This window comes from Sulfuritortus calidifontis (assembly GCF_003967275.1).
Taxonomy (GTDB): Bacteria; Pseudomonadota; Gammaproteobacteria; order Burkholderiales; family Thiobacillaceae; genus Sulfuritortus; species Sulfuritortus calidifontis.
In genome coordinates this window covers 1213684-1227671 of the sequence record NZ_AP018721.1, presented here as the reverse complement: position 1 = coordinate 1227671, position 13988 = coordinate 1213684, and the positions used below count along the sequence as shown (strand labels likewise).

Annotated in this window: 13 protein-coding genes; 12 read left to right on the top strand and 1 reads right to left on the bottom strand. The window is 65.6% G+C overall.

All coding sequences use genetic code 11. The features are described from left to right. Window positions 1–121: 121 nt before the first annotated feature. The 4 genes from EL388_RS06455 to EL388_RS06440 are packed head-to-tail and all read left to right on the top strand — an operon-like array spanning window position 122 to window position 3708. Entirely contained in the window at window positions 122–529 is a 408-nt protein-coding gene (locus tag EL388_RS06455) for a response regulator transcription factor (protein WP_126461304.1), read from the top strand. Next, window positions 526–1269 (top strand): YaiO family outer membrane beta-barrel protein, encoded by a 744-nt coding sequence (locus EL388_RS06450; protein ID WP_126461301.1) that lies wholly within the window; start codon window positions 526–528, stop codon window positions 1267–1269. The genes EL388_RS06455 and EL388_RS06450 overlap by 4 nt, the downstream gene beginning before the upstream one ends. After that, window positions 1247–2302, top strand: a complete 1056-nt coding sequence (locus EL388_RS06445) for a HEAT repeat domain-containing protein (protein ID WP_126461298.1) — start codon at window positions 1247–1249, stop codon at window positions 2300–2302. The genes EL388_RS06450 and EL388_RS06445 overlap by 23 nt, the downstream gene beginning before the upstream one ends. Then, window positions 2299–3708 (top strand): glycosyltransferase family 2 protein, encoded by a 1410-nt coding sequence (locus EL388_RS06440; protein ID WP_197721835.1) that lies wholly within the window; start codon window positions 2299–2301, stop codon window positions 3706–3708. The genes EL388_RS06445 and EL388_RS06440 overlap by 4 nt, the downstream gene beginning before the upstream one ends. A gap of 52 nt (window positions 3709–3760) precedes the next feature. Here the strand turns inward: EL388_RS06440 and EL388_RS06435 are convergent, their stop codons facing one another. Continuing rightward, entirely contained in the window at window positions 3761–4996 is a 1236-nt protein-coding gene (locus EL388_RS06435) for a DUF1015 domain-containing protein (protein WP_126461295.1), read from the bottom strand. 216 nt (window positions 4997–5212) lie between these two features. Between EL388_RS06435 and EL388_RS06430 the strand changes: the two genes are divergently transcribed. The 8 genes from EL388_RS06430 to mfd all read left to right on the top strand — a co-directional run bounded on the left by EL388_RS06430 (window position 5213) and on the right by mfd (window position 13901). Then, entirely contained in the window at window positions 5213–6484 is a 1272-nt protein-coding gene (locus tag EL388_RS06430; protein ID WP_126461292.1) for a YhjD/YihY/BrkB family envelope integrity protein, read from the top strand. Window positions 6485–6502: 18 nt separating this feature from the next. Beyond that, window positions 6503–6781 (top strand): toxin-antitoxin system TumE family protein, encoded by a 279-nt coding sequence (locus tag EL388_RS06425; RefSeq protein WP_126461289.1) that lies wholly within the window; start codon window positions 6503–6505, stop codon window positions 6779–6781. Then, window positions 6762–7109, top strand: coding sequence for an HVO_A0114 family putative DNA-binding protein (locus EL388_RS06420; protein WP_126461286.1), 348 nt, complete (start codon window positions 6762–6764; stop codon window positions 7107–7109). The genes EL388_RS06425 and EL388_RS06420 overlap by 20 nt, the downstream gene beginning before the upstream one ends. 97 nt (window positions 7110–7206) lie before the next feature. Then, window positions 7207–8004: an alpha/beta hydrolase gene (locus EL388_RS06415; RefSeq protein WP_165919162.1), complete on the top strand. Its 798-nt coding sequence runs from the start codon at window positions 7207–7209 to the stop codon at window positions 8002–8004. Between the two features lie 135 nt (window positions 8005–8139). Continuing rightward, complete coding sequence (locus tag EL388_RS13825; protein ID WP_165919163.1) at window positions 8140–8505, top strand: hypothetical protein; 366 nt, start codon at window positions 8140–8142, stop codon at window positions 8503–8505. Between the two features lie 120 nt (window positions 8506–8625). Then, complete coding sequence (locus EL388_RS06405) at window positions 8626–9321, top strand: NnrU family protein (protein WP_165919164.1); 696 nt, start codon at window positions 8626–8628, stop codon at window positions 9319–9321. A 53-nt stretch (window positions 9322–9374) separates the two neighbouring features. Further along, the gene (locus tag EL388_RS06400) at window positions 9375–10259 is read left to right on the top strand and encodes a methylated-DNA--[protein]-cysteine S-methyltransferase (protein WP_126461274.1); all 885 of its coding nucleotides are present in this window, start codon (window positions 9375–9377) and stop codon (window positions 10257–10259) included. Window positions 10260–10349: 90 nt separating this feature from the next. Further along, window positions 10350–13901, top strand: a complete 3552-nt coding sequence (gene mfd / locus EL388_RS06395) for a transcription-repair coupling factor (protein ID WP_126461270.1) — start codon at window positions 10350–10352, stop codon at window positions 13899–13901. The last annotated feature ends 87 nt before the right edge of the window (window positions 13902–13988 follow it).

Sequence of the window (13988 nt, the reverse complement as noted above, 5' to 3'; positions counted from 1 at the left end):
TGTGAATGCGACAGTTGTTTGACTGAATCGCTCTCCGTAGCCACCCTAAGTCTCTTCACCGAACAATTGCCCGGCTAATTTTCATAGAATCGAGTCAGTCCAGGCCTTGGGCTTGGCCAGCATGCCATACAAAGAAAGTGATTTCCGCGTGAACAGCCAGAAAGTCGTCGTGGTGGAAGACGACGAAGTCATTGCCTACCTGCTCGAATTCATCCTCAAGCGTGAGGGCTACGAGGCCGTGCGCGCCAAGGATGGCCGCGAGGCGATCGACCTGATCCAGACCATGGCCGCACCCTCCCTGGTGCTGCTCGATGTGATGCTGCCATACAGCGACGGCTTCCAATTAATCCACGCCATTCGTGGCAATAGCCAATGGCAATCCGTGCCGATTGTGATGCTCACCGTCAAATCCCAGGAACAGGATATCGTGCGCGCCCTGGACAGCGGGGCGGATGATTACATCCTCAAGCCTTTCCAGCCGAACGAACTGCTGGCGCGAATTCGACGTTTTCTGAAGGTAAAAACATGAGAACCCTGGCCTGTTTGACGGCAACTGCCCTGCTCTGCACGCCAGCCTGGGCCGGCCGTCTGGAAGCGGAAATCGGCGCCAGCATGGAGAACCTGGACAAGGGCTATGCCGACTGGGAAAGCCGCTACCTTGAGGCCGGCTACCAGATCGACAAACGGCAGTCGGTCTACGGCATGGTGCGGCAAACCGAGCGCTTTGCCCAACGCGACAGCGAACTGCTCGCCGGTTATTACCACCCACTTGGCCCTGACTGGACCCTGGTGCTGGAGGGCAATTTCAGTCCGACGCATGAAGTACTGGCCAAGTGGTCCGCCTTCGCCCAGGTGCAGCGGACCCTGCCCGATGGCTGGGGAGCGCATCTCGGCCTGCGCCGCACCGAATACACCCATGACACCACCAGCACCGCCAATCTCACCCTGGAACGCTACTGGTCGAATTACCGCGCCGGCTACACCTTCTATTCCAGCTATCTCGAAGGCAGCGGCTCCTCGTCGGCCCATCGCCTGCAATTCGATTACTACTATGGCGAGCACAGCCGGGTCGGGCTATACGCCGCGACCGGCCGCGAGCTGGAGAACCAGGGTACGACCGTGCTGGCGAGCGATGTCTACAGCCTTGGGTTGGTCGGCCGTCACTGGCTGAACCCCGACTGGGCCATCATCTATGAGCTGTCCAGCCAACGCCAAGGTGACCTCTACACCCGCAACGGGATAAAACTTGGGCTCCGTCGCGCATTCTGACCTGCTGCTGAAACTGGCCCTCTGGGGCGGCAGCGCTGCCATGCTGCTCACCATCTTGCTGGTCGTACAGATCATGCTGACCCGGCTGCACCTGATCCTGAGCCAGCGGCGGGAGCAGCAGTTCAGTGAAATCTGGCGGCCGATCATGGCCCAAGCCCTGTTCACCTTGCCCGACAGGCCACCGGCCGTCCCCTTTGCCTCGGTTCGCCAGTTTCTACACTTGTGGATTCACATCATGGAGTTGCTGCGCGGCGAGGGCACCAGGAACCTGACCGACCTTGCCCTCGCCTGTGGCATCGACCAGGCCGCACGCAAGCTCACCCGCAAGTCCAGCGTGACCGACCGGGTGCTGGGACTGCTGGCCCTGGCCCACATGGCCCAAGAGCAGGACTGGGAACTCATGCTCGAACAGCTGACCGACGAGAACCCGCTGCTGTCGCAGATCGCCGCCCGCGGCCTGACCCATATCCGTCCACAGGAGGCGATCCCTCTGATCCTGCCGCAGCTTGTCCGCCGCCGCGACTGGGCGCCGATCCGCATCGCCAATATCCTGGAAGAGGCCGGGCCCGACCTGGTGACGGCGCCCTTCATCGAATTCGCCATGCGTCTTCCGAGCGAACAGATTCCCCATATTCTGCCTTTCCTGTACACCGTATACGAAACCGAATTGGAGCCACTGCTCTATTACTGGCTGGAAACGGAACATAATCCCCAAACCCTGATTGGCTGCCTCAAAGCAGTGCAGGATCCGCTCGCCGTGCCCGCCGTACGCAGCCTCACCAGTTATCCCGACTGGGTGGTACGGGTTCAGGCCGCCGCTGCCCTGGGCCGGATCGGCATGAAGGAAGACAAGGCCGTTCTGACCGGCATGCTGTCAGACCGCGAATGGTGGGTTCGTTACCGCGCAGCCCAGGCCCTGCTCGGCTTGCCGGGCATGGACATCGCTGCCCTGCGCCGGCTACAGGCCACGCTGACCGACCACTTCGCCCGCGACATCCTTGAACACGTCATCGCCGAGCAGGGAGCTACATGATGTTGCAAGATATCGTGTATGCCACCCAATGGCTCTTCCTCCTCTATTTCTCTGGCCTGAGCTTGGTCTATACCGGCCTCAACCTGATCGCCCTCTATGCAGTCGCCCGCACCAGCGCATCGCGTTCGCTGGACGCCCTGCCGCGCCTTTATTCCGGCCTGGAGCCGCCGATCAGTCTGCTGGTTCCGGCCTACAACGAGGCCAGCACCATCGCCGGCTCGGTCCGCTCCATGCTGCAACTGGCCTATCCCGAGTTCGAGATTGTCGTAATCAACGATGGCTCCCGCGACGACACCCTGAAAGTGCTCAAGCAGGAATTTTCGCTACAGGTCTTCCCCGAGGCCTATCGGGTGCGCCTGAAGACCCAACCCGTGCGCGCCATCTACCACTCGACGCTCTACCCAAACTTGAGGGTGATCGACAAGGAAAACGGCGGCAAGGCCGACTCGCTCAACGCCGGCATCAATGCCAGCCGCTATCCGCTGTTCTGCGCGGTCGATGCCGATTCCATCCTGCAACGCGATAGCCTGCAGCGCGTGGTGCGACCTTTTCTGGCCGATCCGCGCGTCATCGCCGCCGGCGGCACCGTGCGCATCGCCAACGGCTGTACCGTCGCCCGCGGCTTCCTGAAAGATATCGGCCTACCCAGCAGCCCCCTGGCGCTGTTCCAGATCGTCGAATACCTGCGCGCCTTCCTGTTCGGCCGCATGGGCTGGTCGCCGATCAACGCCATGCTCATCATCTCCGGCGCCTTCGGCCTGTTCCGCAAGGAGGCGGTCATCGCCGCCGGCGGCTACCGCACCGACACCGTGGGTGAGGACATGGAATTGGTGGTGCGCCTGCATCGCCTGTATCGGCAAAACAAGAAGCCTTACCGTGTCGTCTTCGTCACCGATCCGATCTGCTGGACCGAGGCCCCGGAAGATCTGCGCACCCTGAAAAACCAGCGCGTGCGCTGGCAGCGCGGGTTGATGGAAAGCCTGTGGTTCAACCGCTCGCTGATGTTCCACCGCAATGGCGGCCTGGTCGGCTGGCTGGCCTTCCCCTTCGCCCTCTTCTTCGAGGGCCTGGGGCCGCTGATCGAACTGGGCGGCTTCTTGATCTTGACCCTGGCCACGCTGACGGGCGCCATCTCCTGGCCTGCCTTCGGTGTTTTCCTGTTGCTGGCCGTCGGCGTCGGCCTGTTGCTCACTTCGAGCGCGCTGCTGCTGGAGGAGATCACCTTCCATGTCTATCCCCGCCCAGCTCAAGTCGCCCGGCTCTACCTCGCCATGCTGGGCGAGAACGTCGGTTTTCGTCAGCTCAACAGCTGGTGGCGCCTGCTTGGCCTGTGGCGCTGGCTGATCGGCACCAAGGGGCATTGGGGCGAGATGCAGCGCAGCGCCAGGTGGCAGAACAATCAATGAGCAAAAGGGCTAGCCATCGGCAGCCCTTTGCCTTGCCTTCAAGACCACTCGATTAGAGCATGTGCGAGGCCATGCCGTCGGCCAGCTTGGGCTCGAACCAGGTCGATTTCGGCGGCATCACCTCGCCCGCGTCGGCCACGGCCATCAAATCTTCCATGCCGGTGGGGTGGAGCGAAAAGGCCAGGGCCATCTCGCCCGAATCCACCCGCTTCTCCAGCTCGGCCAGGCCGCGGATGCCGCCGACGAAGTCGATGCGCTTGTCGCGGCGCGGGTCGGCAATGCCGAGGATGGGCGCGATCAGGTTGTTCTGCAGCAGGCTCACGTCCAGGCGGCCCACCGGGTCGGCCGGGATCAGCTCGGACTTGATCGTGAGCCGGCGCCACTTGCCGGCCAGATACAGGCCGAACTCACCCGGCCGGACCGGCTTCACCGCCGCGGCGGCGTCCTCGACCCTGAAGCCCGCCGCCACCCTGGCCAGGAAGTCGGCCTCGGACAGACCGTTCAGGTCCTTGATCACCCGGTTGTAGTCCAGGATCTTCATCTGGTGATGGGGGAAGATCACCGACAGGAAATAGTTGTAGGGTTCCTCTCCGGTGTGCTTGGGGTTGGCGGCCCTGCGCGCGGCGCAGACGCGGGATGCCGCGGCCGAGCGGTGGTGGCCGTCGGCGATGTAGAGAGCTGGCATGGCATCGAACAGCTCGGTCAGCCGGGCAATCGCCTTGGCCTCGCGGATCACCCACAGGGTGTGGCGCACGCCGGCCTCGGACATGGCGTCGGCCTCGGGGTGGCCCTGGGTGGCGGCGGCGATGATGCTGTCGACCTCGGGCTGGCTCGGGTAGGCCAGCAGCACCGGGCCGGTCTGGGCATTGAGCGCCTCGATCTGACGCACGCGGTCGTCTTCCTTGTCCGGCCGGGTGAACTCGTGTTTGCGGATGCGATTGGTGTCGTAGTCGGCCACGCTGGCGGCGGCGACCAGGCCGGTCTGCACGTGATCCTTCATGATGATGCGATAGGCGTAGTAGCAGGCCTGGTCGTCCTGCTTGAGCACGCCGGCGTCCAGCATCTTCTTCAGGTTCTCCGCCGCCTTGGCGTAGACCGCCGGCGCATAGGGATCGGTCTCGGGCGGCAGATCGATCTCGGGCTTGGAGATGTGCAGGAAGCTCCAGGGCCGGCCCTCGGCCAACAGGCGCGCCTCCTCGGTGTTGAGCACATCGTAGGGCGGGGCGATCACATCCTGGGCGCGGCCGGGGGCGGGACGCAGGGCGGGAAAGGGGCGAATCAGCGACATAGAAGCTTCCTAGGTTGTTCGACGAAATCGGGTGTGGCTGAAACCCGTGCTGCAACTCCCCCTCCCAACCTCCCCCATAAATGGGGGAGGCGCGCCCCTCCCCGCTTGCGGGGAGGGGGGGGTGGGGAGCTTTTAGGCAACGGCCCGGCACCGCCCGAAAAACCGCCATTTTACCTTTCTTGCCCATTTCCCCCACTTTCGGCTAGCTTGAGGCCCATGGCAGAGGCAAAAACCCCCACCCCACGCCGCAACCGGCTCGACTGGCTGATGCAGACCGCCTGGACCACCTGGCGCTTGTTCAGCAAAAACGAGCTGTTCAACCACGCGGCGGCGGTCTCGCTCTATTTCCTGCTTTCGGCCGCGCCCCTGGTCATGCTCACCCTCTACGCCACCAACCTGCTGGAGCGCTGGGCCGCAGGCTCGGTGCCCGGCACCATCCTGCTCGCCGCCGTCTACGATCAGTTCCACCTCGACACCCTGCGCCAGTTCGGCATCATCCCGGCCAAGACCAAGCTCGCCGCCGGCGGCGTCGGCCTGCTCACCCTGGTGCTGGCCTCGCGCGGGCTGCTCAACGCCCTGCAAAGCGCCTTCCGGGTGATCTTCCCGGCCGACAGCAAGCGCCGCTTCGTGGTGTCCTGGGCGATCCCCCTGCTTATCGTGCCGCTCGCCTTCCTGCTCATCCTGCTCGGCGTCGCCGCCCGCGGCGTGCTCGAATTCCTGGCCCAGCCCTCGCTCCTGGGCAGCGCCCGGGCCGGCGCGCTGGAGGCGGCCAGCAGCCTGCTCAGCCTGCTCACCGTCTGGGCCCTCACCTTCTTCGCCTTCTGGCGCCTGCCTTTGAAGCCACCGCCCCTGCGGGCCACCCTCTGGGTCAGCGCCCTGGCCGCGCTCAGCCTGGTCATCCTGGCCACCGGCTTCGGCCACTTCTTTAGCGCCGAGAAATACCGCGCCCTCTACGGCGCGCTCGCCGGCGTGGTGTTCGTGCTGATCGGCATCTACTTCATCAGCGTCACCTTCTTCGCCTGGGCCCAATGCCTCTACGCCGTGACCAAGGTCGACGTCGCCGCGCTGGAACGCCTGTTCCTAGGCAGCGAGGGCCAGGGCGCCAACCGCCTGGAAAACCTGGCCTTCAGCGGCATCAACCGCCTGCTCGACAAATACGGCCAAAGCCTGCCCGCCGGCAGCGTGCTCATCCACCAAGGCGAAACCGGCAACCTGAGCTACTACCTCTACAGCGGCCGGGTCGCGCTGTACAAGGATGGTCCCCACGGCAGCCCGCTCGGCCACATCGAACAGGGCGAGCTGTTCGGCGAAATGGCCTACCTCTTGGGCGAGCCGCGCAGCGCCACCGTGGTGGCCGAAACCGACATCACCGTCCTCGCCCTGCCGCCGCAACTGCTGGAAGAACTCATGCGCTACTCGGCGCCGTTCTCGCGGCGGATCATCGGCAGTTTGTGTCAGCGGTTGAAGGTGATGAATCAGGCAAAGTAGGGATCACTCTGGTATCAGATCCGCACCCGCATCGTCTATGCCGAATCGGCCTTCGCCGAACTGGTGCTGTGGCAACTGCCGAAGCCGCTGGCGGGCTCGCTGCATGGCTACAAGTACAGGCTGGCGTACGTCGTGAACGGGGAATGCGTGCTGCGCTACGACAACGAGGCCGGCAAGGGCGACCACCGGCACTTCAAGGGCAAGGAACACCCTTACCTGTTCACGACGCCGGATCAATTGCTTGCCGATTTTCAGCAGGATATCGCGAGGTGGAACCATGAAAACCGTAACGCTTGATGTACGCGCGCCCGCCGATGCGATGGCGGATTTCGCCCAGGCCTGGAAGACGGGAAAACCGCAGAAGTCCGCCCGTATCAGTTTCGCCAGCCCCGAGCTGCTTTGGAAGGCGCTGACCGAAAAGCGCTGGCAACTGCTCAAGCTGTTGTGCGGGGCCGGGCCGGTGTCCATTCGCGAAGCGGCCCGCCGCGCCGGCCGCGACGTGAAGGCCGTGCATGGCGATGTCACCGCGCTGCTCAATGCCGGGCTGCTCGACCGCACGGAAGACGGCCGCATCGTCTTTCCCTATGAGGCGGTGAAGGTGGAATTCCTGTTGCAGGCCACTTAGTAGCTTGGCTACCAGGAGGAGGCGAATGACAATCGGCAAACCGTTCAATCGCCCTTTACTCGCTGCATTCCTTCTCATGACGCCCCATGGAAATGTCATGGCCGCCGAACCCGACACCCTTGAAGAGACCGTCTGCGGCGCGCTCAAGGAGCCCTTCGTCTTCTGGACCTGGAGCCGGCTGGCCGGCAAGCCGGATCCGGCGGCGGCCAAGCGCATCCCCAACGCGGAGGCGCTGGAGCACAAGACGCAGGACGGCCGGCTGCTGCGGGGCTACCGGCTCAAGTCCCTGTTGGCCGAGACCCGCGGCACGGTACTGGTGGCGCAGGGCAATGCCATGCTGGCCGACCAGGTGCTGCCGGAGTTGGCCCTGCTGGCGCAAGCCGGGCTGGAGGTCTATGTCTTCGACTATCGCGGCTATGGCCAGTCGGAAGGCCGGCGCCGGCTCAAGGCCATGGTCAGCGACTACCGGGAACTGGCCGAACGCATCCGCGCCGCCAGCGCCGGCCCGCATCATCTCTACGGCATTTCCTTCGGCGGCATCGTGCTGCTCAACGTGGTGGGCAGCGGCATCGCCTTCGACCGCGCGGTGATCGATTCGACCCCGGCCCGGCTCTCCAGCTTCGGCTGCCCCGAGCGCTACGACCCGATAGTGAATCTGCCCCAGGATGCCCGCCGCTTCCTGTTCGTGGCCGGCGGCCGCGACAGCGTGGTGCCGCTGCGCATGTCGCAGGCACTGATCGACCTGGCCCGGGCGCGGGGCGGCCGGATCGAACTGCAGCCGGACTATGCCCATCCGTTTATGGACACGGATTACGCCATCCACCGCGCCCGATTCGAGCGCATCCGTGACTTTCTCGCCGGCAGCGAGCGCGGCGATGCCTTGAAAAGCCAATAACCCTACTTTTCTCATTTATATGAATGAATTCCCGATAGGGTTTTGCGGTCTACATTAAGTAAGTAGACGCAACCGCTGAACGGGTTGCAGTGGTTTCGGTGCTTTCCATCCAACCCCCAATTCAAGGAGTCCACCATGAAACGACCATTGATGCTGTCCGGCCTGCTGCTCGGCCTGATGCTGGCCGCCGGCCCCTCCCTGGCGGCCGACGAGGAAGTGATTTACGGCAGCCAGCTCATGACCCAGCAGGAGCGGCTGGAATACCGGAACAAGATGCGCGCGGCCAAGACCGTTGAGGAGCGCGAGAAGATTCGCGCCGAGCACCACGAGGCCATGAAGGCGCGGGCCAAGGCCCAGGGCAAGACCCTGCCGGATGAACCGCCCGCCCGGGGCGGCGGCATGGGCCCCGGTGGCGGCATGGGGCCGGGCATGGGCCCGGGCGGTGGTGGCATGGGGCCCGGCGGTGGCGGTATGGGCCCGGGTGGCCAACGCGGCCGCTGATTCGACCTGGCCTCGATCGTGATCTTCGAGTGTGCAATGCCCGGATGGCAGTTCAGCCTGCATCCGGGCAGTTTTTTATCAAAAAAATGCATTCAACCATTAACAAAGGGGGGAGGATTCATGCCGGAGACCCATCTGTTACCGCTTGCCCTGGCCATGCTCGGCTTCGTCGGCGGGCATTTTCTGCTGTCGTATCCGCCGCTGCGTAGCGCCTTGATCGCGCGCTTGGGCGAGAAACCGTTCCAGGCCATCTATTCGACCCTCTCTCTGGCCTTTTTGGTCTGGGCGGTGACTGCCTATGGTCAGGCGCCCAGCCTGACGCTGTGGGACCTGGAACCGTTCGGCCGCTATCTGGCCTTGGCGGTCATGCCGCTGGCCATGATCCTGGTGGTGGCCGGACTGCTCTCGCGCAACCCCACCGCCGTCGGCGGCGAGCGCCTGGTCGGCTCGGAACAGGCAGTGGCCGGCATCGTCACCGTCACCCGCCACCCCTTTCTCTGGGGGGTGGGCCTGTGGTCTCTGGTCCATCTGCTGGCCAATGGCGATGCCGCCTCGTTGATCCTGTTCGGCGGCATGGCGGTGCTCTCCTTCGGCGGCATGGCCGCCATCGACCACAAGCGCAGCGTGGCCTTGGGCGCGACCTGGCAGACCCTGGCCGGACGGACGTCGCGCCTGCCCTTTCTCGCTGTGCTGCAAGGCCGCACCCGGATCGACTGGGCCGGCATCGGCTGGTGGCGGCCGGCGCTGGGCCTCGCTGCTTATGCGGTTCTGCTGCAGGTCCATGGCTGGTTGTTCGGTATGGCTGCCATCGATTAAGCCAGCGCAAGAATCGGGTGGGTGCAAACCCGCCGCCATGGCAGAGTGGCCACATGAACGACTACGACCGCGTTGCCCGGGTCATCCGCTATCTGGATCGGCACCGGACCGAACAGCCGGACTTGGCCACACTGGCCGAAGCCGCCGGCCTCAGCCCCTTTCATTTCCACCGTCTGTTCAGGGCCTGGGCAGGCATCACGCCCAAGGATTTCCTGCAATGCCTCACCCTCGAACATGCCCAGGCCCTGCTGCGTCGGGGCGACAGCGTGCTGGACGCCGCCCTTGCCTGCGGCCTGTCCGGGCCGGGCCGGCTGCATGACCTCTGCGTCAATATCGAGGCCGCCACCCCGGGCGAACTGAAGTCCGGCGGCGAGGGCTGGATTCTCCGCGCCGGCTTCGCCGAGAGCCCGTTCGGCAGCTGCCTGGTGGCCGAGAGCCCGCGCGGCATTTGCCATTTTGCCTTCGTCGAGCCGGAAGACAGGGCCACGGCCTTAGCCGGCCTGCAAGCAAGCTGGCCAAGGGCCCGGCTGCAGCGCGACGACCTGGCCGCGACGCGCCTGGCGGAGAGCATCTTCCTGCGCCCGCCCGCAAGCACGGCCCTGCCGCCATTGCGGGCTTTCGTCCGGGGCACGGCATTTCAGGTTCGAGTCTGGCGCGCCTTGCTGGCGGTGCCGCCCGGCAAGCTGATCAGTTATGGCCGGCTGGCCGCCGCCATCGGCCAGCCCCGCGCGGCTCGCGGCGTAGGCAACGCGGTCGCGCAGAATCCCCTCGCCTTCCTCATCCCCTGCCATCGGGTGATCCGGGAAACCGGCATCGTCGGCAACTACCGCTGGGGGGCCGTGCGCAAACGCGCCCTGCTGGCCTGGGAAAGCGCATCGGCCTTGGCCGCGCTGGTGCCGATCGAGGAAGCCGAGCACCACTCCAGTCTCTGCCCATAGGGCCAGCCTCCCCAATCTGAGATAATCCCAATTTTCGTTGCGGCCGCGCTAGCGCTCGGCTGCGGCTTTTCTTTTGCTGAATCACATTCGATGTCCGCTCTGCCCCCGCTCCCTCCCGCCGGCCAAAGGCTGAAGCTGCCACGCCTGCCCGGCTCGGCCGATGCCCTGGTGCTGGCCGGTTATGCCGGCCAAGCGCGCCTGTTGGTGCTGACCGAGACCGCGCAGGACGCCGCCCGCCTGGCCGAGGAGATCGCCTGGTTCGCGCCGCAACTGGCGGTAAGCCTGTTTCCCGACTGGGAGACCCTGCCCTACGACCCGATCTCGCCCCACCCCGACCTGGTGTCGGAACGCCTGGCCGCGCTGTGGCAGGCGAGCGAGGGCAAACTCGACGTGCTGGTCGCCCCGGCGGCGACGGCAACGCAAAGGCTGGCGCCGCCCGCCTTCCTGGCCGCCCACGCCTTTCTGCTCAAGCAGGGCGACAAGGTGGACGTCGAGGCCCTGCGCGCCAGGCTGACCCAGGCGGGCTACAGCCACGTGAACCAGGTGCTGTCGCCGGGCGAGTTCGCGGTGCGCGGCGGCCTGATCGACATCTTCCCCATGGGGACGCAGCTGCCCTTCCGCCTGGACCTGTTCGACCAGGAGGTGGAGTCGATCCGCACCTTCGACCCGGACAGCCAGCGCACCCTGTACAAGCTGAACGAGATCCGCCTGCTGCCGGCGCGCGAGTTTCCGCTGGACGAGGCCGGCATCACCCACTTCCGCCAGAGCTTCCGCGACCGGTTCGAGGGCGACCCGTCCAAGAGCCAGGTCTACAAGGACGTCTCCAACGCCCTGGCGCCGGGCGGGGTGGAGTATTACCTGCCGTTGTTCTTCGACGACACCGCCACCCTGTTCGACTACCTGCCGGGCGGCACCGCGTTGGTCTTGCACGGCGACATCCAGGCCGCGGTGGAGAACTTCTGGCGCGACACCCAGAGCCGCCACCGCCTGCTCCAGGGCGACAAGCACCGACCGCTCTTGCCGCCCGAGGCGCTGTTCCTGGCGCCGGACGTTTTCTTCGGCACCATGCGCCCTTTCGCGCGGCTGGAGATCGGCGGCCGCTTCGAGTCGGAACACGTACTGCCCTACGCCGCCGCGCCGGCGGTGGAGGTGGAACGCCGGGCCGAAGACCCGTTCCAGCGGCTGAAGGCGCATCTGGCCAGTTATAGCGGCGCCACCCTGCTGGTGGCCGAGAGCCTGGGTCGGCGCGAGACCATGCTCAACGCCCTCACCGAATACGGGCTGAAGCCGGAGTTGATGGAGGGCTGGTTCATCCCCACCCCAACCCTCCCCACAAGTGGGGAGGGAACACGCAACCTCCCCCCCACCCAGTGGGGGGGACCGGAGGGGGGGAGTTTTTGGCTGACCACCGGCCCGCTCGCCGCCGGCTTCGTCGTCGAACTCAACGGCACGCAGCACCAGCCGCGTCCCTCTTCCCCACAAGCGGGGGAGAGTTGGAGCGAGGGCCCGCGCCAGCTCACCGTCCTCACCGAAACCGAGCTCTACGCCCGCAGCCCTGTGGCCCGGCGCCAACGTCAGGCCAAGCCGACCCAGGTCGAGGGGCTGTTGCGCGACCTGTCCGAGCTCAAGATCGGCGACCCGGTGGTCCATGTCGAGCACGGCATCGGCCGCTATCTGGGCCTGACCAGCATGGACTACGGCGACGGCGAGACCGAGTTCCTCACCCTGGAATACGCCGGCGGCGACAAGCTCTACGTGCCGGTGGCGCAGTTGCAGCTGATCGCGCGCTACATGGGCGGCGACCCGGACAGCGCGCCGCTGCACAAGCTGGGCAGCGGCCAGTGGGAGAAGGCCAAGCGCCGCGCCATGGAGAAGGCGCGCGACACGGCGGCCGAGCTCCTGAACCTCTATGCCCAGCGCGCGGCGCGCCAGGGCCGCGCCTTCCAGGTCAAGGCCCACGACCTCGACGCCTTCGCCGAGGGTTTCGGCTTCGAGGAGACGCCGGACCAGCTGGCCGCCATCGAGGCGGTGATCGCGGACATGCGCTCGGGCAAGCCCATGGACCGCCTGGTCTGCGGCGATGTCGGCTTCGGCAAGACCGAGGTCGCGCTGCGCGCCGCCTTCGTCGCCGTGGCCGATGGCGCCCAGGTCGCGGTGCTCTGTCCCACCACCCTCTTGGCCGAGCAGCACTTCCAGACCTTCGCCGACCGCTTCGCCGATTTCCCGGTGAAGCTGGCCGAGCTGTCGCGCTTCCGCTCGGCCAAGGAGGTGAACGCCGCCTTGGCGGGCCTTGCCGCGGGCCGCATCGACATCGTGATCGGTACCCACAAGCTGCTGTCGGAGGAGGTGAAGTTCAAGAACCTGGGCCTGGTCATCATCGACGAGGAACACCGCTTCGGCGTGCGCCAGAAGGAGCGGCTCAAGGCCCTGCGCGCCGAGGTGGACGTGCTCACCCTGACCGCGACGCCGATCCCGCGTACCCTGGCCATGTCGCTCGAAGGCATCCGCGACTTCTCGGTCATCGCCACCGCGCCGCAGAAGCGGCTGGCGATCAAGACCTTCGTGCAGCCCTTTAGCGACGGCCTGATCCGCGAGGCGGCGCTGCGCGAGCTCAAGCGCGGCGGCCAGATCTACTTTCTGCACAACGAGGTGGAGACCATCGCCGCCATGCGCGACAAACTGGCCAGGCTGCTGCCCGAGGCGCGCATCGAGATCGCCCATGGCCAGATGCCGGAGCGCGAGCTGGAGCACGTGATGCGCGACTTCTACCACCAGCGCTTCAACCTGCTCTTGTGCACCACCATCATCGAGACCGGCATCAACGTGCCGAGCGCCAACACCATTTTGATCAACCGGGCCGACAAATTCGGCCTGGCCCAGCTGCACCAGCTGCGCGGCCGGGTCGGTCGCTCGCACCACCAGGCCTACGCCTATCTGCTAACGCCGCCCGGCAGCGGCACCGGCGACAAGGCGGCGATCACGCCGGCCGCGCGCAAGCGGCTGGAGGCGATCCAGTCCATGGAGGAGCTGGGCTCGGGTTTTTATCTGGCCATGCACGACCTGGAGATCCGCGGTGCCGGCGAGGTGCTGGGCGAGGAACAGAGCGGCGAGATGCAGGAGGTGGGCTTCTCGCTGTTCAACGACATGCTCAACCAGGCGGTGAAGTCGCTGAAATCGGGCAAGGAGCCGGACATGACGGCGCCGCTGGCGGCCACGGCCGAGATCAACCTGCACATCCCCGCCCTGCTGCCCGAGCATTACTGCGCCGACGTGCACGAGCGGCTGGTGCTGTACAAGCGTCTGGCCAACTGCGCCAACGCCGAGGAACTCGACACCCTGCAAGAGGAGCTGATCGACCGCTTCGGCCTGCTGCCGGAACCGGCCCAGGCGCTGATGGAAACCCACCGGCTGCGGCTGGAGACCCTGCCCTACGGCATCCGCAAGCTCGACGCCGGGCCGGAGGCAATCAGCATCCAGTTCGTGCCGGATCCGCCGATCGACCCGATGAAACTGATCAAGTTGATCCAGACCAAGCGCGAATACAAGCTGGCCGGCCAGGACCGGATCCGGCTGGAAAAGGCGTCCGGCACGCTGGAAGCGCGCCTGGCCTTGCTGCGCGGCTTCATAAAAGAAATCGCCTGAGCCGCGAACGACTCAGGCGTCAAGGTCCGGAGCGAGACCGGTCTCTGATCTAGTTATTGATCCGAAACCTCTGAACTTGCAAAAGGC